This window comes from Streptomyces sp. NPDC045021, assembly GCF_056432645.1.
Genome location: NZ_JBWKIQ010000007.1, coordinates 17,351 through 35,994, shown reverse-complemented (window position 1 = coordinate 35,994; position 18,644 = coordinate 17,351). Strand labels below are relative to the sequence as shown.

Below are 18,644 nucleotides of genomic sequence, written 5' to 3'. Positions count from 1 at the left end.
AAGTACTGACATGGACGAGTTCGACTATGTTGTGGTCGGCGGCGGAACGGCCGGCGCGGTGGTCGCCGCGCGGCTGACCGAGGATCCGAGCGTCAGCGTCTGCGTGCTGGAGGCCGGCCCCTCGGACGTCGGCGACGACAACATCCTGCGACTCGACAAGTGGATGGGGCTGCTGGAATCCGGCTACGACTGGGACTACCCGGTGGAGCCGCAGGAGAACGGCAACAGCTTCATGCGCCACGCCCGCGCCAAGGTCCTCGGCGGCTGCTCCTCGCACAACTCCTGCATCGCCTTCTGGGCACCCGCGGAGGACCTCGACGAATGGGGCGCGCTGGGTTGCACCGGCTGGAGCGCCGCGGACTGCTTCCCGCTCTACCGGCGGTTGGAGACCAACGACGCGCCCGGCGACCACCACGGCCGCTCGGGCCCGGTCACCATCCGCAGCGTGCCGCCGAACGACCCCTGTGGCACCGCCCTGCTGGAGGCCTGCGCGGCGGCCGGCATCCCCACCACACCGTTCAACGCCGGCACCACCGTGGTACGCGGGGCGCACTGGTTCCAGATCAACGCCCGTGAGGACGGCACCCGGTCCTCCGCGTCGGTGTCCTATCTGCACCCCGTCCTCGGCAAGCGGCCCAACCTGGAGGTCCGCACCGGACTGCAGGCCAAGCGGCTGGTGTTCGACGCCGGCAAGCGCTGTACGGGTGTGGAGTACCTGGCACCCGACACCATCCACACCATGGCGGTCGGGGCGCGGCGCGAAGTGATCGTCGCCTGCGGTGCCATCGACTCGCCCAAGCTGCTGATGCTGTCGGGCATCGGTCCGGCGGGTCACCTGAAGGACTCCGGCGTGGACGTCCTCGCCGACTCCCCGGGAGTGGGCTCCCACCTCCAGGACCACCCCGAGGGCCTGGTCATGTGGGAGGCCAAGCAGCCCATGGTCGCCACCTCCACCCAGTGGTGGGAGATCGGCATCTTCACCGACACCCAGGCGGGCCTGGACCGGCCGGACCTGATGTTCCACTACGGCCAGGTGCCGTTCGACATGAACACCTACCGCCACGGCTACCCGACATCCGAGAACGCCTTCTGCCTCACCCCGAACGTCACCCGGGCCCGCTCGATGGGCACCGTCCGGCTGCGGACCCGCGACTTCCGTGACAAGCCTCGGGTCGACCCGCGGTACTTCACCGACGAGCACGATGTGCGGGTGATGACTCACGGGCTGCGCCTCGCGCGGGAGATCGTCTCCCAGTCCCCGATGGCCGACTGGGCCGGCACGGAACTGGCCCCCGGTCCTGCGGCCCGGTCCGACGAGGAGCTGCTCGACTACATCCGCAAGACCCACAACACCGTCTACCACCCGGCGGGCACCGTACGGATGGGCGCGGCCGACGACCCGGACTCGCCTCTCGACCCGCAGCTGCGGGTCAAGGGCGTCACCGGGTTGCGGGTGGCGGACGCCTCGGTGATGCCGTTCCTGCCGGCGGTCAACCCGTGCATCACCACGATGATGATCGGCGAGAAGTGCGCCGACATGATCAAGTCGGCCTGATTCCCGGCACTCGCCAGGTCCCCGACGCCCGTTGTGGCGCTCGCCGGGCCCCCGATGCCCGTTGCGGCAGCCGCGTGACCGCGCTGTCAGGCGTCGGGGGAGGTGATCGCCCGCGCGGCGCTCACCTCCTGGCGGAGCGGGGCGAGGACGCTGTCCTCGTCCCCCGACAGCTCGGCACGGACCTCGATCAGCCGGTCCGACGCCCGCACACCGACCGCCAGTTCCCGTAGCTGCGACGCGACCGCCTCGACCTCGGACGCGGCGGGATGGGGCGCCCCGTGGTTGACGCGGACCCGGGCGGCGGTCGTCGCGTCGACGATGCGCTCGACGGCGACGACCAGCGGCCACCAGGCGGCGGCCCGGGTTCCGGTGGGCGGCGGCTCGGTCAGCGCGCGCTGGAACTCCGTACGCACCGTGGACAGATCACGGTAGAGGCGGCGCCGCAGCCGGATGCGCGAGGAATGGTCGGTGGCGGCTCCGAAGGCCGTCTCCACGTAGCGCGCGGTGTCGTCGACGGCGCTCGCGAGGCGGTCCCCGATACGGGTCTGCCAGCTCTCCGGCCACAGCAGATAGCCGGCGATCAGCGCGATGCCGCAGCCGATGAGACTGTCGACCAGGCGCGGCACGACCAGCGCGAACCCCTGGTGGTTGAGGACGTCGGAGAGCAGAAGGATCACCGGGGTGATGGCGGCCGTCTGGTAGGCGTACCCCTTGGCCGACGCGGCCGGGATCAGCGCCGCGAGCAGCACGGTCACCGGCACGTCCCACCAGCCGCGCGGCACCTGGCTCAGCACGGCCGCCGCGACGACGAGGCCCACCGCCGTACCGAGCGCGCGCAGCACGGCGCGGGAGAAGACCGAGCCGAAGTCGGGCTTGAGGACGAAGGTGACGGTGAGCGCGACCCAGTACGAGCGGGGAACGGCGATCAGCGAGACCAGGCCCTGGGCGATGCCGATGCAGAGCGCCAGCCGCAGACCGTACCGCCAGGACCCCTCGGAGAGCAGCACGTTGCGCGCGGCGCGGCGGGCCCGGATGCGCAGCGCCGACGGGCGCCCGAGGCGGTCGTCGACGTTGTACGGATCGGGGTCCGCTTCGTGGACGACGGTGGCCGCGTGGCGGAGTGCGACGTCCAGGGCGCGGGACGCGGGGTCGTCCGCGTCGGGCAGATCGGCGTCCGGCTTCCCGGTGCGGCCCGTCTCGACGGCGCCGGCCAGCTCCCGCACGGCCGAGGGAATCCCGGCGGGCAGCGGGAAGCCGCGCAGATGGGCGGCGGGCGCCGCCTCGACCAGCGGGATCAGCACGTTGAGCGCGGACAGGAGCCGTACGAACGGGGCGCTGCGGCCGTGTTCGCGGGCGCGCCGGGCGAGGACGAGGTCGTAGGAGGTGTTGAGGGCCTGGGTGACCGCCTGCCGCTTGGCGTCGTAGGTGTCCTTGCCCGCCGCTTCGAGAAGATCCGCGACCGCGCGGTAGGCGGCGGCGACGGCCGCACGCTCCGGCTCCTGCCTGCGGAACGGCCAGGCGAGCAGGGCGAGGAACAGGACGAAGAGGCCGCCGCAGGCCAGCAGCAGCGGGGCTTTCCACCACGGACCCGGCAGGGGCAGCCCGGCCCCGATCACCGAGTTCAGCAGCAGTAGGAGCCCGGAGACGGACGCCACCGCGCCGATCGTCGACATCATCCCGGAGACGAGCGCGATCAGCGTCAGCGCGCCGACCGCCAGCCAGCCGTGACCGAAGACGATGGTGCCGAGCATGACGCCGAGGGCGCCGAAGAGCTGTGGGACGGCGATGTTGAAGACCCGCATGCGGTAGGCGTCGGCGGTGTCGCCGATGACACCGGACAGGGCTCCCATGGACACCAGCGCCCCGTACGTCGGTTGTCCGGCGGCCAGGCCCACGGCGAGCGGGGCCGCCATGGCGATGCCGGCGCGGCAGACGGCGGGCCAGGGGATGGGAGCAGTCTGCGGGGTGAGCGAACTGACCAGCCAGGCGGGTGGGGCGAGGCGGCTTTGCATGGAGCCATTATCGGTGTCCCGTCCGGCCGGCCGGCTCGGCGGGTGCCGTCGGTACGGCAAGACGGTCCGTCGGTGCGAAGCAGGGTCCGCTCGACGCGGCTGCCCGGATCGTGCGGCGCGGACCGTCTGCGGGATGCCGGGGGGAAGGCCGGCATCCCGCTCGGGTCAGTGACCAACGGCGCCCCGTGCGGCGGCCACCACTGCGGACCACTCACGGTCGTCCTGACCGGGCACCATGCGCCCGGCCTGGTGCCACTGCATGGCGAGCGCGGCGAAGATCGGAGGCCCGTCCACAAGAAGAACCGATTCTTCGACCTGGCCGTCACCTGTCCTGCGCCGCCGGCCGGTCGGAACCCCGGCCTCCTGGATCGCTGTCACCCCCCGCCCAACGACCTGTTCCCGGAGAGGCAATCCCCGCCGGTCGCCCTTCACCCCACCGAGTGCACAAGGCGCCGTCGGTATGACGCAACGGCACGCCCTTCGCACGTGCGCGCGATATCCGGCCGGATCGGGCGCCGTTCGGTGGTCATCGGGAAGGGCAAGTCCCTGTTGCCGGTGTCGGACACCCGAAGGAGCCTTCGCCTCACCGAGACCCGGGCCTTCGGCAACGGCGTCGTCCTCCTGCGCTTCGAGCGAGCCTGACGAGGCACGTCGGGTGTTCGCTCACGCACTGGGACCGCCGGTCGCAACGACCCGGCGGTCCCAGTGCGTGAGCGCATGGTGCCCGGTGCCCGGTGCCCGGTGCCCGGTGGCCGGCGCGCTCGGCGCATTGCGCTCGGTCAGACGATGCGGCTGATGCGGCGGACGGCGAGGTAGAGCAGCAGCGCGGCCAGCGCGACGAAGATGCCGGTCTCGATGCCCTGGAACGCCCAGAAGCGGTCGCCGGGCTGGTAGCGCTGCCAGTTGTAGGCGCCACGCCCCAGGCCCATCTGGCTCAGGCACGCATCGGGGTCGGGGCGTCCCGGGGCCGTCTTGGACCCCACCGGCTGACAGCCCGCCTGGCTGTTGCTCAGGACGAGATTTCCGGCGGCGTCACGCACGCCCATGGAGGAGACCCAGTTGCTCAGGGCCGGGTTCACCTGCAGATTGCCGCTGACCGCATAGGTGAGGGTGCGTGGGCTCATGTAGTGGACTCTGGCCAGGAGTTCGACAGCGGCCCGGACCACCAGGAACCCGCCGAGGGTGACCGCCATGGCGGGCATCACCTTGCGCCAGACCGTGCCGGCGAAGATGCCCAGCGCCACCGCGAACAGGGTGTAGCCGATGGGCGCGATGCCCTGCACGTCGAAGAGGATGTACGTGAACCGTCCGTTGCCGACGGTGGCCAGCGGCTCCGCCCACCAGGCGACCCCCAGCGCGTACACGACGGCGAGGAGCGTCGTGGCGGCGCCGATCAGACCGAACTTGGCCACTGCCCACTGCCGGCGGCTGATCCCCTGGGTCCACACCAGCCGATGGGTGCCGTGTTCGACCTCGCGGGCGACCAGCGGGGCGCCGAAGAACAGCCCGACCAGGAGCGGCAGAGCCACGAACAGCACGCTGACGAAGGGCATGCCGCTGAACTGGTTGGAGAACTGGGTGCTCAGCGGATGGCAGTCGTTGCCCGATATGAGTTCGGCCTTGCCCAGCTTGGCAAGGCAGTCGGCCAGGCCGGAGCTGTTGATGGCGTGATGCATCCGCAGGCCGGTCGGCACCATCAGGGCGGCGAGCAGGACGAGTGCGATGGCGGTGAACAGGGCCTGCTTGCGGTGCTGGCGCCAGGTGAGCCAGATCATGCGGTCACATCCATGGAGGTGCGGGCCGGGCGGGCGGCGGCGGTGAGGTAGGCCAGGACGAGGTCTTCGAGGGTCACCTCGTGCTCGGACCACGAAAGGTCGTCGAGGGGACGGCCCTGCGTGCGCACGAGCAGGGTGGACTGCCGGTCGGTGTGGCTGGCGCGGACGACCTTCGCGGGGCCGGGGGTCGCGTCGGCAGCGGTGCGCGGACCGACCCAGGTCCGGTGCTCGGCGAGCAGATCGTCGACCGGGCCGGCCAGCTGGACCTGCGCTTTCTGCAGCACGATCAGGTAGTCGCAGGTGCGCTCCAGGTCGGTCAGCAGGTGCGAGGAGAGCAGGACGGTGGTCTCGGTCTCGCCGACCGCCCCCATCAGCGTCTGCATGAATTCATGACGTGCCAGCGGGTCCAGACTGGCGATCGGCTCGTCGAGCAGCAGCAGGCGGGGGCGCTTGGCGAGCGCCATGGCCAGCGCGACCTGGGCGCGCTGCCCGCCGGACAGCTTGCCGACCGGCTTGTCGGCCGGGAGGTCGAGCTGGGCGAGCCGGTCGCGGGCGAGCGCGGCGTCCCAGCGGCGGTTGAGCTTGCCGCCCATGGTGATCAGGTCGGTGGTGGTGAAGTCCGCGTAGAGCGGGGTGTCCTGGGCGACGAAACCGATCTCGGCCAGTACCGAGGTGTCGTTGCGTGGGTCCCGGCCGAAGACGCGCACCTGTCCCGAGTCCGGCTGCAACAGGCCGACGGCCAGGTGCAGCAGGGTGGACTTGCCCGCGCCGTTCGGTCCGACCAGCGCGGCGATCCGGCCGGCCGGCAGATGCAGTGAGCAGTCACGCAGCGCCCAGGTGCGCCCGTAGCGCTTGCCCAGCGCGTCAGTTTCCAACGCCGTGTCCGTCATGTGTGCTCCCACTTCGCTCACGAGATGTTCTTGGGTGCCGGGCCGTCGAGGGTGGCGCGCATGGTGGTGTCGATCAGGGCTGCGATGTCCTCGCGGGGCAGGCCGGCGGCCTGGGCCTTGCGAAGCCAGGTCACCAGGTCCTCGCGCAGGTCGGCCTGGTTGCCCAGTGACGGTCCCGCCAACGTGCGGACGATGAAGGTGCCCACGCCCGGGCGGCCTTCCGCCAGACCCTCGATCTCCAGTTCCCGGTACGCCTTCAGGACCGTGTTCGGGTTGATCGCCAGCGACTGAGCCACCGCGCGCACCTTGGGCAGCTGGTCACCCGGCTCCAGCAGGCCGACCCGCAGCGACTGCTTGACCTGGAGAACCAGCTGCATGTAGGTGGCCACCCGCGAGCGGCCGTCGAGCACGAACTCGATCACCAGTGTTCTCCTATTGTCCTACGACAGTAAGACAGGATCCTCAGGGCGAATCGGGCTGTCAAGGCCCAACGGCCGGTGTGGCGCCACTTGTAGGCGGGAGGAAGGTTCGGGTGTAGCGTGCGCTTACACGTGTAACTAGAGGGTCGCCGGCCGGCCCGGATCGGGAGAATCATGAGGCTCAACGTCCACGAACGCGGCGACGGCGACAAGGTCGCGCTGCTCATCCACGGCGGCATGTCCGACCACCGCACCTGGCACGCCGTGGAGGATGCCCTGATCGCGCGTGGCTACCGCGTCATCGCCCCTGACCTGCGCGGCCACGGCCTCAGCCCGCGGGGCGAGTACCGGCCCGAGCTGCTGGCCGACGACCTGGTGGAGAATCTGCCGACCGGTGCGGACCTCGCCGTCGGCCACTCGCTCGGCGGCCTGTCGCTCGCGCTCGCCGCCGACCGGCTGCGGCCTGCCCGCGCGGTCTATTCGGACCCCGGGTTCCGGTTGGAGAACATGCCGGCGAACGCGTCGACGTACATGCTGGCGATGGTCGTGAACGCGACCGATCAGAGCGTGCGAACGATGAATCCGCGCTGGTCGGACGCCGACATCGAGGCCGAGCTGGCGGGGTTCGCCCTGTTCGACCGGGAGTTCTTCACGCTCACCGAGAAGGGCACCGCGCTCGGTTATCTGCCGGCGAGCGCGGTCGTGCCGTCGCTGGTGCAGCTGGCCGATCCGAGCCTGTGCATCAGCCTGGAGATCGCAGTGGAGCTGCGGGACAACGGGTTCGAGATCCGCACGGTCAAGGGCGCCGGGCACTGCGTGCACCGCGACGACTTCGCGGGCTTCATGGCCTCGCTCGACGGTTGGATCTGACCGCGATCGGCGACCGGATCAGCGCGGGGGTGCGGCGGTGAACGGGTCGGGAGGCGGTTCCCGGCCCGTCCACCATCACGTCCTGCCCCGGTTCCGGGCTCAGTGGACGGAGAGGCCGCCGTCGACGAAGATCGCCTGCCCGGTGACGTAGGCGGAGGCACGGCTCGCCAGGAACACCGCGGCGCCCGCGAAGTCCTCGGCCAGGCCGTTGCGCCCCACCATCGTGCGTGCGGCCAGCGCCGCGACCTTCTCGGGGTCCGACGACAGCCGCCTGTTGAGCGGCGTCATCACGAATCCCGGTACGAGCGTGTTGCAGGTGACGCCGTGCTGGGACCATGCCTCGGCCTGTGACCGGGCCAGCGACTCCAACGCCCCCTTGGAGACGCCGTAGGCGCCGCTCTGGACAAACGCCCGGTGGGCCTGCTGGGAGGTGATGTGGATGATCCGCCCGAAGCCCCGCTCGGCCATACCGGGACCGAACCGCTGCCCCAGCAAGAAGGGAGCCTTCAGGTTCACGGACATCGTGGTGTCCCACACGTCCTCGTCCAGCTCGCTCATCGGCGGCCGCAGGTTGATTCCGGCGCAGTTGACGAGGATGTCGGGCTCCCCGAACGCCGCGGCTGCCTCCTCGGCCGCCGCACGGACCCCGGCCCCGGTACTCAGGTCGCCGCTCACCCGGGCCGCTCGGCAGCCCTCGGCCGTCAACTCGCCGACGGTGGCGGCCAGCTCGGCTTCCCTGCGCGCCACGACCACGACACTCGCCCCCGCGCGGGCCAGCGCGCCGGTGATGGCCCGGCCGATGCCGGAACTGCCGCCGGTCACCACGGCGACCCGGCCGTCCAACGAGAACAAGTCGGAGAGATATCCCTGCGAGATCATCTCCGCACCCTAGACGGCGCGCCCGCCCGGACGGCGTCCGGGGCGGATCCGAACGGTCGCGGGGAAGTGCGGTGGCGGGGCGGGGCGGGGTCTCTAGGGTGGGAGGCATGACGGGGAAGTGCCAGATCTGCGGAGAGCCGATCGAGTCCGGTGGGCGGTCCGGGAGGGCCGCGGTGTACTGCTCCCAGGCGTGCCGGCAGCGGGCCTACCGGGAGCGCCGCCAACCGGCCGGAGTCCCGGCCGAGGAGCTGGTCAGGGACATCGGGGACCGCGTGCGGCACCTGCGGCTGGCTCCCGCACTCGCGTTCCATGCCGACGTCGAGTCGCTCTCGACGCGGTTCTCACTCCTCCGGCGGCTGGCCCGCCAGGCGCGCCAGGAGCCGGCGACGCCACCGCCCGCCGCGCCCACTCCTGATGCGACCGCGCCCCCGGCCACAGCCACAGTCGGAGCCGCCGAAAGCGTCACACCCGGCAGCGTGACGATTCGCGGCGAGGAGGCCAGCGAGGAGGCGTTCGCCGCGCTCACCGAAGAGCACCGGCGCGAGCTGCGGGTGCACTGCTACCGCCTGCTCGGTTCGTACGACGAGGCGGAGGACCTCACGCAGGAGGCGTTCCTGCGCGCCTGGCGGGCACGGGAGGCGCTCGGCGAGGTCGACAATCCACGGGCCTGGCTCTACAAGACGGCCACCAATGTCTGCCTCGACTTCCTCCGCAGGAACAACCGGCGCCCGACGACGTACGAGCCGGTGCCGGGCATGGACTCCGGTGACGGGCCACCGCCGCCCCGACTGCCGTGGCTCCAGCCGTTCCCCGACGACCAGCTGCCCGAGACGCCCGCACCCCAGCGCGAACCGGACGAGCAGGCGGTGGCGAGCGAGACCCTCGAGCTGGTCTTTCTGACCGCGATCCAGCAGCTCCCGCCCCGGCAGCGGGCCGCCGTGATCCTGCGCGACGTCGCCGGATGGTCCGCCCAGGAGACCGCCGACCTGCTCGGCGGCAGCCTGGCCTCGGCGAACAGTGCCGTTCAGCGGGGCAGGTCCACGCTGCGCGAAGCGCTGCCGGGGCGGCGCGAGGACTGGACGGCGGCGGAGCCGACCGCCGAGGACATGGCACTGCTGCAGCGCTACATGGACGCGGCCGCCCGCTGCGACATCGACGCCATGACCGAGCTGGTACGCGCCGACGCGGTGCTCACCATGCCCCCGAACCCCTTCTGGTTCACCACCCGCGAGGCGCTCTTCGCGTTCGTCCGGCCGAACCTGGAACCGGCCTCGCCGATGTTCGCCGGGTACTGGAGGCATCTGCCCGTGCACGCCAACGGTCAGGTCGCGGTCGCCGGCTACCTCCAGCGGCCCGGCACCAGCGTCTTCCGGGCCCAGCTGATCGACGTTCTGCGGGTGGAGGAGGGGCGGATCGCCGAGATCACCACGTTCGAGCCGCACCTGTTCGCCGCGTTCGGGCTCCCGATGACGCTCTGACGAGACGGCGGCAGATGAGGCGGCGACCGATGAGTTTCCGCGACCGCTACGTCGTACAGGGTGAAGGGCGCGCACAGCGCCCCCGACCGAGGGAATGAGAACCATGCTGCAGAACAAGGTCGCAGTCGTCTACGGCGGAGCGGGTTCGCTGGGCACGGGCATCGCGAGGGCGTACGTACAGGCCGGTGCGCGGGTCTTCCTCGTCGGCCGCACGGAGGCCACGCTGAAGAAGGCCGCCGCCGAGGTCGGCGCCGAGTACGACGTGCTCGACGCCCGCGACGAGCAGGCCGTCGAGGCCCACGTGGCATCGGTCGTCGAGCGCGCCGGGAGCCTGGACATCTCCGTCAACCTCGTGCCCAGGGGAGACTTCCACGGCGTGCCGCTGACGGAGTTGTCGCTCGAGGACTACACCCGGCCGGTGGTCCAGGGCATCGCGTGCCAGTTCATCACCGCGCGCGCGGCAGCCCGCCGGATGGCCGGGCAAGGTTCGGGGGTGGTCCTCTCGCTCAACAGCGGATCCGCCAACGGCAGCCCGATGATGGGCGGCACCGCCGCGGCGGACGGTGCGATCGACGCGCTGATCCGCCAGTTCGCCCAGGAGGTCGGTCCGGCCGGAGTCCGTGTCTGCGGGATCTGGACCGCCGGCGTCGCCGACAGCCTGACCCCGGAGAAGCTGGCCGCCACCGGCGCCACCGGCCTGGACGAGGCCGCCGTGCAGGGCCTCGTCGGACACCTGGACAGCATGCGGATGACGAAGCGCTCGCCGCGGATCGCCGACATCGCCGCGCTGGCGACCTTCCTCGCCTCCGACGGCGGCGTCGCCATCACCGGCACCTGGGTCAACGCCACCGCGGGAATGTTCCCGAGCTGACCTCCGGGCACGGCGCTCAGGGGTTCACAGGTGGGTGCGGCCGGGGGTGGCCAGGCCGGTCTCGTAGGCGAAGACAGCCGCCTGCGTGCGGTCGCGCAGCCGCAGCTTCTGCAGGATGCGGCCCATATGGGTCTTGATCGTCTGCTCGGCGAGGACCAGCGCTCCGGCCACCCCGCGTTGGACCGTCCCTGCGCGACCAGCACCAGCACTTCGCTCTCACGGGCGGTGAGTTCGGCGATCCGCACCTGCGTCGGCGGCCGCGAGGTGCCTCCCTGGCGGGAGAACTCGTCGATGAGGCGCATGGTGATGCCGGGAGAGAGCAGGGCCTCCCCGGCGGACACGACGCGTACGGCTTCGGCCAGTTGGACACCGGAGGCGTCCTTCAGGAGGAATCCGCCGGCGCCGGCGCGCAGCGCTTCGTAGACGTACTCGTCGAGGTCGAAGGTGGTCAGCACCAGCGCCGGCCCGGCAGGAGCGCCGCCGGCCCGCACGGTGATGTCCATCCGTGCGGGCCGGCGGGGTGCGTGGTCTCGGAGGAACTCGGCGCGGGCGCGGAGCCGCAGATGCCCCAGCCACGTCAGGAGACCGTGCGCGGGTGCGTGGTTGTCAGGGCCGGGCGCCTCCCCGGGCAGAGACGGCGACATACTGCACGCGCATCGGATGACCGGCCTCGGTGGCGGGTCCTGCGGGGGCGCCGAACGCGGCGGGGAGGTTACCGCCCACGGCGACGTTCAGGATCAGGAACAGGCCGTGGTGCACGGCGTCGTCCCAGGTCCTGCGATCCATCTGGGCCGCCGTGACCTTGTGGTACTCACGTCCGTCGAGGTACCAGCGCACCTGTTCCGCACCGGCGGTGAGATCGACCTCCACCGCGTAGGAGTGGAATCCCGTCCGGCAGTCGGAACACGGCCGGTCCCCCGAGCCCAGCCCCTGGGGCTCCTTGCACGGGCCGCCTAGGAGGGTGCCGCAGTGCATGGTCCCGAAGACGGAGTCGCGGCCGTTGACGTTCTCCATGACGTCGAGCTCACCGATCGCGGGCCAGCCGGTGTAGCCGTTGCGTAGCCCGCCGCCGAGGGTCCAGAACGCCGGCCAGTAGCCGGCCGCCGCGGGGCCGCTCACGTCGGGCAGTGCGATCGAGGCCTCGATCCGCAGCACCCCGCCGGGCGGTGGGGCGAAGTCGGCGCGCTTGGACTCGATGCGGCCCGAGGTCCACTGTCCGTTCTGCAGCCGGGGCACGATCTCCAGCGATCCCTTCCCGTCCAGCCGGACGTTGGCGGTCGAGTCGGTCATGGTCTCGATCTCCCCGGTTCCCCACTGGGCGGCCGGGCAGCCGGGGTAGCAGGTACCGAGGTCGTACTGCCAGTTCGCGGATGACGGGCGGCTGCCGGCCGGTCCGTCGAAGTCGTCCCGCAGGAGCTGGGTCCACCGGCCGGCGGGCACCGCGTTGCGGGCGGGCAGTGCTCCCGCGTCCGTCAGGAGTCGTTCGAGCCGTGGTGCCAGTACGACGGCGGCGACGTTGGTCAGGTGCGCGTCGTCCCGGTAGAGCAGGATCCGTTCCAGAACCGCCGGGCAGGTGGGGCCCGTGCCGGGGCACAGCACGGAGTTCACCTCGATGGCCCGCACGTCCGGCAGGTGGCCGGCCGCGATCGCTGTCGCGAGCGGATCGGGCCATTGCGCGGTGCCCCGGTCGAAAGCGCAGGCGCCCGGGTCCTTGGCGTGTCCGGAGACGCAGGCCGGAATGTCCGTCCCGGGGATCGGGGTGTCCTGGATGTAGACGACGGGCACGCCCAGGGCGCGCAGCGGGGCCAGTGTTTTCTCCCAGCCCGCGGTGAGGAGATTCTGGTCGTCGGTGTAGCGGTTGAGGGATGCGACGACGATCAGGCGGGGCTTCGGTCCGTGGCTCAGCCGGGACAGGCTGTCCGCGCGCCAGGTGTCGCACTCGGTGTACGTCCGGCCCAACTGGGGATTCCTGACCGCCAGTTGTGGCAGTGGGCAGCCCTGCTTCACCAGTTCCTGCAGTGCCCAGCCGCGTTCGGCCGCGATACCCAACAGCGGGGAGAACCACTGGCCGGCATGCGAGTCGCCGAGCAGCACGATCCGGTCCTTGCTGCCGGTCGCGCCGAACAGGCAGGCGGGGCTGGTGGTCGTGGCGGGCGCCACTTCGCACGCGCCGTCCGGCGGGAAGTCCTTACGGGCCTGGACGACGCCGGGCACCGGTGGGCCGTCCTGGAGCGGGGTGCCGGTCCGCATCAGCAGGGACCTGCCGTCGGCCGCGCCCGGCGGCAGCCCCTTCATGTCGAAGGGCGGAGCCGACGCGAGCAGGTTCATCGTGCCGGTGCCGACCACCAGCGCCAGCACTACCGGCATGACGACTGCGGCGATCCCCAACGACAGCCCGCGTCGCGGGAATTCGGAGACGGTGCGGCTGCGCCGCAGGGGCTGCTCGATCCAGCGCATCGTCGCGAAAGCGGGCAGCGCCGACGCCACCGTCAGCGCCGTCCTGGCCGGCCATCCGAGAGTTCCCAGCCGGGCTTCGGCCAGCACGAGCACCGGCCAGTGCCACAGGTACAGGGTGTAGGAGAGGCGTCCGATCGCACGGGGGATCCGGGCGCGCAGAATCCGGCCGACGCCGTACGTGGTCGCACCGTCCGTCGCGTGCGGGTCGGCGGTTCCCGCCAGGATGACCGCGGCGGTGGCGAGCGTCGGGACGAGCGCCGCGTACCCGGGGTAGGGCGTGGCGCCGTCGTAGCGCACCACACACCACACGATCGCTGCGGCTCCGGACCACCCGGACAGCAGACGGATCAGGGGCAGTCCGCGCACCCGGTGCCACGGGATCAGCGCCAGCAGCGCCCCGACCCCGAACTGCCAGGCGCGGGACGGCGTTCCGAGGTACGCCAGGGAGACCGACGTGTGCGTCCAGTGCAGCGACAGGGCGAAGGAGGCGAGCGTCAGCAGCGCGGTGACCGCAAACACGGCCGACCGCACGGCGCGGCCCCGGCGGGACGTCCTGACCGCGGCGAACACGATCAGGGCGAGAAGGGGAGCCCAGAACAGATAGAACTGCTCCTCCACCGCGAGCGACCAGAAGTGGAGCAGCGGACTCGGATCGCGTCCTGCGGCCAGGTAGTCGGTCTGCTGGGAGACGAAGCGCCAGTTGGCGGTGGACAGCGCGGCGGCCAGTACGTCGTACTCCAGGTCGGTACGGCGCAGTGGGACGGTGAGCCAGGCCGCGGCCAGCGCGGTCGCGGCGAGCACCACGGCCGCTGAGGGCAGCAGTCTGCGGGCCCTGCGGGAGAAGAACTCTCCGAGGCGGATACGGCCGGTCGTGGCCGCCTCGCGGATCAGCAGCCCGGTGATCAGGTAGCCGGAGATGACGAAGAAGATGTCCACTCCGACGAACCCGCCGCTCAGGCCGGGCAGTTCGGCGTGGAAGGCGAGCACCGCGAGTACCGCCAAGGCGCGCAGGCCCTCGATGTCGGGGCGGAAGCCCGGAGCGGCAGGCCCGGTCGGACGGGCTCCCCGGAACCGGTCTCCTGGGGAGCCGGATCCATGGGTCGGACGGCTGGAGCGGTCGGCGGTTTCCGGATGCCGGTCCGGAACCGTGGTGGAAGACATGAGTGCGGTGACCTTTCAGCTCAGCCAGGGCAGCATGGGGCTGACCCATCCAGAGGCGAGCAGGGCGGTGAGCAGGAGAAGTGAGGTGGCGGCCAGGGCTTCGGGCCAGCGCCTGGGCAGCATGCCGAGCCGGGTCGGCCGAGGGGCTTTTGCGGTTCGGGGCGCAGCCTTCGCGGGCCGCACTTCGGCGATCAGGTCACGGACCAGCGGGAAGCCGATCTGGCACTGCACCAGGAGGTACAGGCCGAGACCCCAGTTGGGCCACCAGCCGTTGCGGGCGACGGACAGGGCGAGCCCGGCCGCGGCCGCGCCGATGGATCCGCAGAGCCAGGCGAGCGAGACCAGGACCACTCTGCGTGCCATGCCGCTGGGTTTGACGCGGCCGACGCCGGTCGGGACCCAGGCGGCGCTGTGGCCGCGCAGGGTGTGCAGGAACGCGGCCGCGGCGGCGACGCTCGTCAGGACGTTGGCGCGGATGACCTCGACCCGCCACCGGGTGTGGCTGATCCTGGGCAGCAGCACGTGCCAGAGCCAGAGCGGTGCGAGCAGCGGCAGGACGTGCCAGGGGCGTATCTGGTCCGGGTACCAGAACATCATCACCAGCGGCGGCAGCGGGGCGGCGAACGTGTTCACCGCCGCGGTCAGATAGCCGACGATGCCCTCGTAGAAGCACAGTCGCATCCGCCAGGGAGCACCCATCCGTTTGAGGTCGGAGTTCTTGATCAGGTGCAGGTTGCCCATCGCCCACCGGTACTGCTGGTTGACGAACGACGAGAGATTGTCCGGCGACGTGCCCTTGGCGACCAGCACCGGGACGTAGAGGGTGCGGAACCCCCGCTCGTAGAGGGCGAGTCCGGTGTACAGGTCCTCGCTGTGGTCGAGCTTGGCGAAGCCGCCGGCCGCGTCGATGGCGGTGCGCCGGTAGACGGCGTTGCTTCCGCAGCAGATGGCCGCGTCGCTGGCGTCCCGCGAGGGCTGGATCCACCGGAAGAACCACTCCTGGGCCGACCCCGCGGCGCGCTGGATCCACTCCATGGACTCGTCGGTGTCGAAGCACTGCGGGCTCTGGACGATGCCGATTCCGGGATCGGCGAAGTACGGCACCAGGTGGTGCAGGAAGTCGGGCCTGGGCGCGAAGTCCGCGTCCAGGATGGCGATGTACTGCGCGTTGCTCACGGTGAGCGCGTGATTGAGGTTGCCGGCCTTCTTGAGGTGCCCCCGGTCCGGCCGGACGACGTACTGGTACCCGTGCGCGGCCGCCAGAGCGGCCACTTCGGAGCGGTCGGCGTCATCCAGGACCCAGACGGTCAACGCCCCGTCCCAGTCGACGGCCGCGACGGCCCGGTAGGCGTTCTCCAGGACGTCGAGCGGCTCACCGCAGGTCGGCAGATAGAGGTCGACGGACGGCAGTTCGGCCGGCTGCCAGGCCTTGGTCAGCACTTCGTGCGAGTGCCTCGTCAACCGCCGCTGACGCAGGCTGTTGACCGACGAGAGGGCCAGGGCCACGAGATTGAGTACGAGCACCGCGAGGAAGGCCCACAGGGCCGGCGTCCGCAGCGCGAAGGTGAACATGGTCGCCGCCGTGAAGACGAAGGCGAGCGAGGTGCAGATCAGGACCCAGCGGCGCTGCGGTCCGAAGTACCAGTAGAGCTCGTGATCCGACGGTGGTTGAGGCAAGTGGTCGACGGTCAAGTGTCCCCCCACGGGCGCGTGATTGACGATCCAGCGATCACCCTACTCGCAAAGGTATAGACCACTGACGCTTCAAGCCACGGAGTGAGACCCGTGGACGCGTGTCGGGGACATATTCATGATGAGGACAAGATTCCGTGACAATCCCGTCATGCCGCGTTCCGCTGACGTCGAGGTCAGCGACCGCCCGCCACGTTCACCCCGCGCCGCCCGGTTCGGTGCCCGCCAGTTCCCGTGCCCAGTCGGCGAGTCGGTCGAAGTCCGCTGCGAGCAGTCCGACGCTCGGTTCGATGCGCAGGAGCAGCGCGGGCGCGGAGTGGTGGGCGGCGACGTACTCGCGGTCCTGGAGCCCGATCTCGTCGTCGATCCACGCGAACGGCCGGCCGGCGGCGTATCTGACGATGTCATGGGTCTTGAAGTAGGTGCCGTCGTCGCGTCCGGCGTGCAGTTCCGGCCAGTCGACGGCGGGGAGGTCCGGCAGACCCAAGCAGGGGGCGATCCAGCGATTGGCCTGCGTGCCCCACGTCGTGGCCCACACCAGGTCGAAGGGGAGCGCCAGCAGCAGCGGGCCATGGGCGGGGTTGAGCCACACCCGCAGCGGCTTCTGCCAGGGCAGATCCCAGCCGGAGGGCCGCATACGGTGCGTTGTGTAGCCCTCCGGTCGCCGATGGTCCTTCGCCGCGTACGGGTTGAGCGGTCCGTCGACATCGATGAGGAGGAGGGGCTTCGCGGTCACGCTGTCTCCTTGCCTGGTAAGCGGACGCCCGACTCAGCTACCCGGCCTCGGAGGGGACCAACCCATTGTCCTGGATCCGGGGACGGATCCCCGGATCCAGGACCACTCGTGGGTGTTCCCGCGATTGGATTGAACAGATGAACCTGACGCGATCCGCCGGGGCGGCCGACCGTCCGGACCAGCCGTCCCGGTCGATCAGCCGCCCCGCCGGGGCCGGGTCAGAAGGGCGAGCTCGTGGTGGTCGGGGTCCTGCGGTCCGGACCCGTGCCGTCCGCGGTCGCGCCGGCCCAGAACCCGCACTGGTGCTCCGCTGCGAACGTGGTGGACGTACGGTCGGCCTGCGGGTTGAGGGTGAGGACCGTGTGCCGGGGGCCGGCCGGCGGCCACGGGGCCTGGCCACTGACGCCAGGGTTGCCCGAGCGGGCGAACGCGGCCCAGTAGCGCTTCATACGGTCGGCGAGATCGACCTGGATGCCGGTCAGGGGGCGGTCGCCCATGGTGAAGTCGTAGAGGTAGGCGAGCTCGGCACTGTGGGCGTTGGACATGTCGAGTCCCGGGACCTGCGCCCCGTACAACGTCGGCGAGTCCGGGTCGTCGAACTCGTAGACGTACGTGGGCACCTGGCCGGCGAAGACGTCGGCCGTCCAGGACGTGTGACAGGCGAAGGTGGAGTCGGTGAGCAGCGCGGACATCGCGAGGTACGGGCTGGCGTAGTCGGCCAGCGGGTAGCGTGCCAGCACCTGTGAGGCGGCCGGCCCGTACGTCGCGGTGATCTGGTCCGTGTACTGCTGCGCGGTCAGGTACGGCTGGGTCAGCGCGACGAAGAGTCTGCTCTCGGCGCGGTTGCTGCCGATCAGGACAGGCACCTTGTTCCACGCACCGGAGGCGATCGCCGCGGAGGGCTGCGCGGGCAGCAGGAGATCACCGAACGCGGGCCCGCTCGTGGGCAGCGTGGCCGCTGCCGTCGTCAACCGCTCCCCGGACGCGGCCCGCAGGCAGGTGGCGCTCACCTGCGGGTCGGGGCAGCCGGCCGCGGCGGCGTAGGTCCGCGCCGCGGTCTCGGCCTGGGCGCCGTCGGGCGAGGCCAGCAGCGTGCACGGACCACTCTGCAGGATGGCGCGGGAGAACAGTCCGGCCGCCCGCGGTGCGGCGAGCAGCGAGCAGACCGAACCGCTGCCCGCCGACTGCCCGGAGATCGTGATGTTGTCCGGTGCGCCACCGAAGGCCGCGATGTTCTTCCTGGTCCACTGCAGGGCCGCGATCTGGTCCAGCAGCCCGTACGAGCCGGACCGCAGCGCGTTCTGCCGCGTGAACTCCGGCAGGGCAAGATAACCGAGCTGGCCGAGCCGGTAGTTGATGCTGACGACCACGGTATGGGAGAGGTCGGCCATGGTGCGGCCGCCGAACTGCGTCCCGGTGCCCTGGCTGTAGCCGCCGCCGTGGATCCAGAAGACCACCGGCAGGCGCGCTCCGGGACGGGCGTCCCGCGGGCGGTACACGTCGAGGTAGAGGCAGTTCTCGCTGACGGCCCGCGGGTCCCGCAGCCCGAACGGTGAGAACTGCAGGCACGCGGGTGCCTGGATGGTCGCGTCCCGCACCCCGCTCCACGGGGCCGGCCGCTCCGGCGCCCGGAACCGTAGGTTGCCGACGGGCGGTGCCGCGTAGGGGATACCGAGGAACTCCTGGGCCCCGTCATGGGCCTGTCCCCGCAGGACGCCGTCGGAGACCGCCACCAACGGCGGATTCGCGGTCGCTGCGGTGGACGGTGACGCGGAAGCGGGCAGCGCCTGCAGGAGCAGGGCGGCCAGCGCGAGAAGAACCACGAGATGAAGGGGCGGTCGGGGCACGG

14 protein-coding genes and 1 pseudogene are annotated in these 18,644 nt (G+C 71.2%); 5 read left to right on the top strand and 10 right to left on the bottom strand.

The genetic code is table 11. The features are described 5' to 3' along the window. Window positions 1-10: 10 nt before the first annotated feature. On the top strand, window positions 11-1,555 hold the full coding sequence (locus tag AC07DC_RS21565; RefSeq protein WP_478916031.1) for a GMC family oxidoreductase: 1,545 nt from the start codon (window positions 11-13) through the stop codon (window positions 1,553-1,555). 86 nt (window positions 1,556-1,641) lie between these two features. Here AC07DC_RS21565 and AC07DC_RS21560 read toward each other — a convergent pair whose 3' ends face one another. Beyond that, entirely contained in the window at window positions 1,642-3,567 is a 1,926-nt protein-coding gene (locus tag AC07DC_RS21560) for an FUSC family protein (protein ID WP_478916030.1), read from the bottom strand. Window positions 3,568-4,053: 486 nt separating this feature from the next. Here AC07DC_RS21560 and AC07DC_RS21555 point away from each other — a divergent pair, with 486 nt between their 5' ends. Continuing rightward, the gene (locus AC07DC_RS21555; protein WP_478916029.1) at window positions 4,054-4,209 is read left to right on the top strand and encodes a hypothetical protein; all 156 of its coding nucleotides are present in this window, start codon (window positions 4,054-4,056) and stop codon (window positions 4,207-4,209) included. 137 nt (window positions 4,210-4,346) lie between these two features. On the opposite strand, the gene AC07DC_RS21550 is transcribed toward AC07DC_RS21555, so the two are convergent. Genes AC07DC_RS21550 through AC07DC_RS21540 form a run of 3 tightly spaced genes read right to left on the bottom strand, consistent with a single transcriptional unit; the run spans window position 4,347 to window position 6,654 of the window. Continuing rightward, window positions 4,347-5,342 carry an ABC transporter permease gene (locus tag AC07DC_RS21550; protein ID WP_478916028.1) on the bottom strand — a complete coding sequence of 332 codons (996 nt, stop codon included), beginning with the start codon at window positions 5,340-5,342 and terminating at the stop codon, window positions 4,347-4,349. After that, window positions 5,339-6,232, bottom strand: coding sequence for an ABC transporter ATP-binding protein (locus tag AC07DC_RS21545; RefSeq protein ID WP_478916027.1), 894 nt, complete (start codon window positions 6,230-6,232; stop codon window positions 5,339-5,341). Before AC07DC_RS21545 ends, AC07DC_RS21550 begins: the two co-directional genes overlap by 4 nt. A gap of 17 nt (window positions 6,233-6,249) precedes the next feature. Then, the gene (locus AC07DC_RS21540) at window positions 6,250-6,654 is read right to left on the bottom strand and encodes a GntR family transcriptional regulator (protein WP_478916026.1); all 405 of its coding nucleotides are present in this window, start codon (window positions 6,652-6,654) and stop codon (window positions 6,250-6,252) included. A gap of 171 nt (window positions 6,655-6,825) precedes the next feature. Here AC07DC_RS21540 and AC07DC_RS21535 point away from each other — a divergent pair, with 171 nt between their 5' ends. Continuing rightward, on the top strand, window positions 6,826-7,521 hold the full coding sequence (locus AC07DC_RS21535) for an alpha/beta fold hydrolase (RefSeq protein WP_478916025.1): 696 nt from the start codon (window positions 6,826-6,828) through the stop codon (window positions 7,519-7,521). Between the two features lie 99 nt (window positions 7,522-7,620). On the opposite strand, the gene AC07DC_RS21530 is transcribed toward AC07DC_RS21535, so the two are convergent. Further along, complete coding sequence (locus AC07DC_RS21530; RefSeq protein ID WP_478916024.1) at window positions 7,621-8,400, bottom strand: SDR family NAD(P)-dependent oxidoreductase; 780 nt, start codon at window positions 8,398-8,400, stop codon at window positions 7,621-7,623. 107 nt (window positions 8,401-8,507) lie between these two features. On the opposite strand from AC07DC_RS21530, the gene AC07DC_RS21525 reads away from it, so the two are divergent. Then, window positions 8,508-9,878: an RNA polymerase subunit sigma-70 gene (locus AC07DC_RS21525; protein WP_478916023.1), complete on the top strand. Its 1,371-nt coding sequence runs from the start codon at window positions 8,508-8,510 to the stop codon at window positions 9,876-9,878. A gap of 103 nt (window positions 9,879-9,981) precedes the next feature. After that, entirely contained in the window at window positions 9,982-10,749 is a 768-nt protein-coding gene (locus tag AC07DC_RS21520; protein ID WP_478916022.1) for an SDR family NAD(P)-dependent oxidoreductase, read from the top strand. Between the two features lie 24 nt (window positions 10,750-10,773). Here AC07DC_RS21520 and AC07DC_RS21515 read toward each other — a convergent pair. From AC07DC_RS21515 to AC07DC_RS21495, 5 genes and pseudogenes are all read right to left on the bottom strand, one after another. Continuing rightward, window positions 10,774-11,207: pseudogene (locus AC07DC_RS21515) on the bottom strand (LuxR C-terminal-related transcriptional regulator); the annotation flags it as partial. Between the two features lie 148 nt (window positions 11,208-11,355). Then, on the bottom strand, window positions 11,356-14,367 hold the full coding sequence (locus tag AC07DC_RS21510; protein WP_478916021.1) for an acyltransferase family protein: 3,012 nt from the start codon (window positions 14,365-14,367) through the stop codon (window positions 11,356-11,358). Between the two features lie 15 nt (window positions 14,368-14,382). Continuing rightward, window positions 14,383-16,059, bottom strand: coding sequence for a glycosyltransferase family 2 protein (locus AC07DC_RS21505; protein ID WP_478916020.1), 1,677 nt, complete (start codon window positions 16,057-16,059; stop codon window positions 14,383-14,385). 196 nt (window positions 16,060-16,255) lie between these two features. After that, window positions 16,256-16,795 carry a hypothetical protein gene (locus tag AC07DC_RS21500; protein ID WP_478916019.1) on the bottom strand — a complete coding sequence of 180 codons (540 nt, stop codon included), beginning with the start codon at window positions 16,793-16,795 and terminating at the stop codon, window positions 16,256-16,258. 218 nt (window positions 16,796-17,013) lie between these two features. After that, window positions 17,014-18,642, bottom strand: coding sequence for a carboxylesterase/lipase family protein (locus AC07DC_RS21495; RefSeq protein WP_478916018.1), 1,629 nt, complete (start codon window positions 18,640-18,642; stop codon window positions 17,014-17,016). Between the last annotated feature and the right edge of the window lie 2 nt (window positions 18,643-18,644).

Coding starts and splice junctions, on each gene's coding strand:
- AC07DC_RS21565 (WP_478916031.1), top strand. CDS start 11: ATGGACGAGTTCGACTATGTTGTGGTCGGCGGCGGAACGGCCGGCGCG.
- AC07DC_RS21560 (WP_478916030.1), bottom strand. CDS start 3,567: ATGCAAAGCCGCCTCGCCCCACCCGCCTGGCTGGTCAGTTCGCTCACC.
- AC07DC_RS21550 (WP_478916028.1), bottom strand. CDS start 5,342: ATGATCTGGCTCACCTGGCGCCAGCACCGCAAGCAGGCCCTGTTCACC.
- AC07DC_RS21545 (WP_478916027.1), bottom strand. CDS start 6,232: ATGACGGACACGGCGTTGGAAACTGACGCGCTGGGCAAGCGCTACGGG.
- AC07DC_RS21535 (WP_478916025.1), top strand. CDS start 6,826: ATGAGGCTCAACGTCCACGAACGCGGCGACGGCGACAAGGTCGCGCTG.
- AC07DC_RS21530 (WP_478916024.1), bottom strand. CDS start 8,400: ATGATCTCGCAGGGATATCTCTCCGACTTGTTCTCGTTGGACGGCCGG.
- AC07DC_RS21525 (WP_478916023.1), top strand. CDS start 8,508: ATGACGGGGAAGTGCCAGATCTGCGGAGAGCCGATCGAGTCCGGTGGG.
- AC07DC_RS21520 (WP_478916022.1), top strand. CDS start 9,982: ATGCTGCAGAACAAGGTCGCAGTCGTCTACGGCGGAGCGGGTTCGCTG.
- AC07DC_RS21510 (WP_478916021.1), bottom strand. CDS start 14,367: ATGTCTTCCACCACGGTTCCGGACCGGCATCCGGAAACCGCCGACCGC.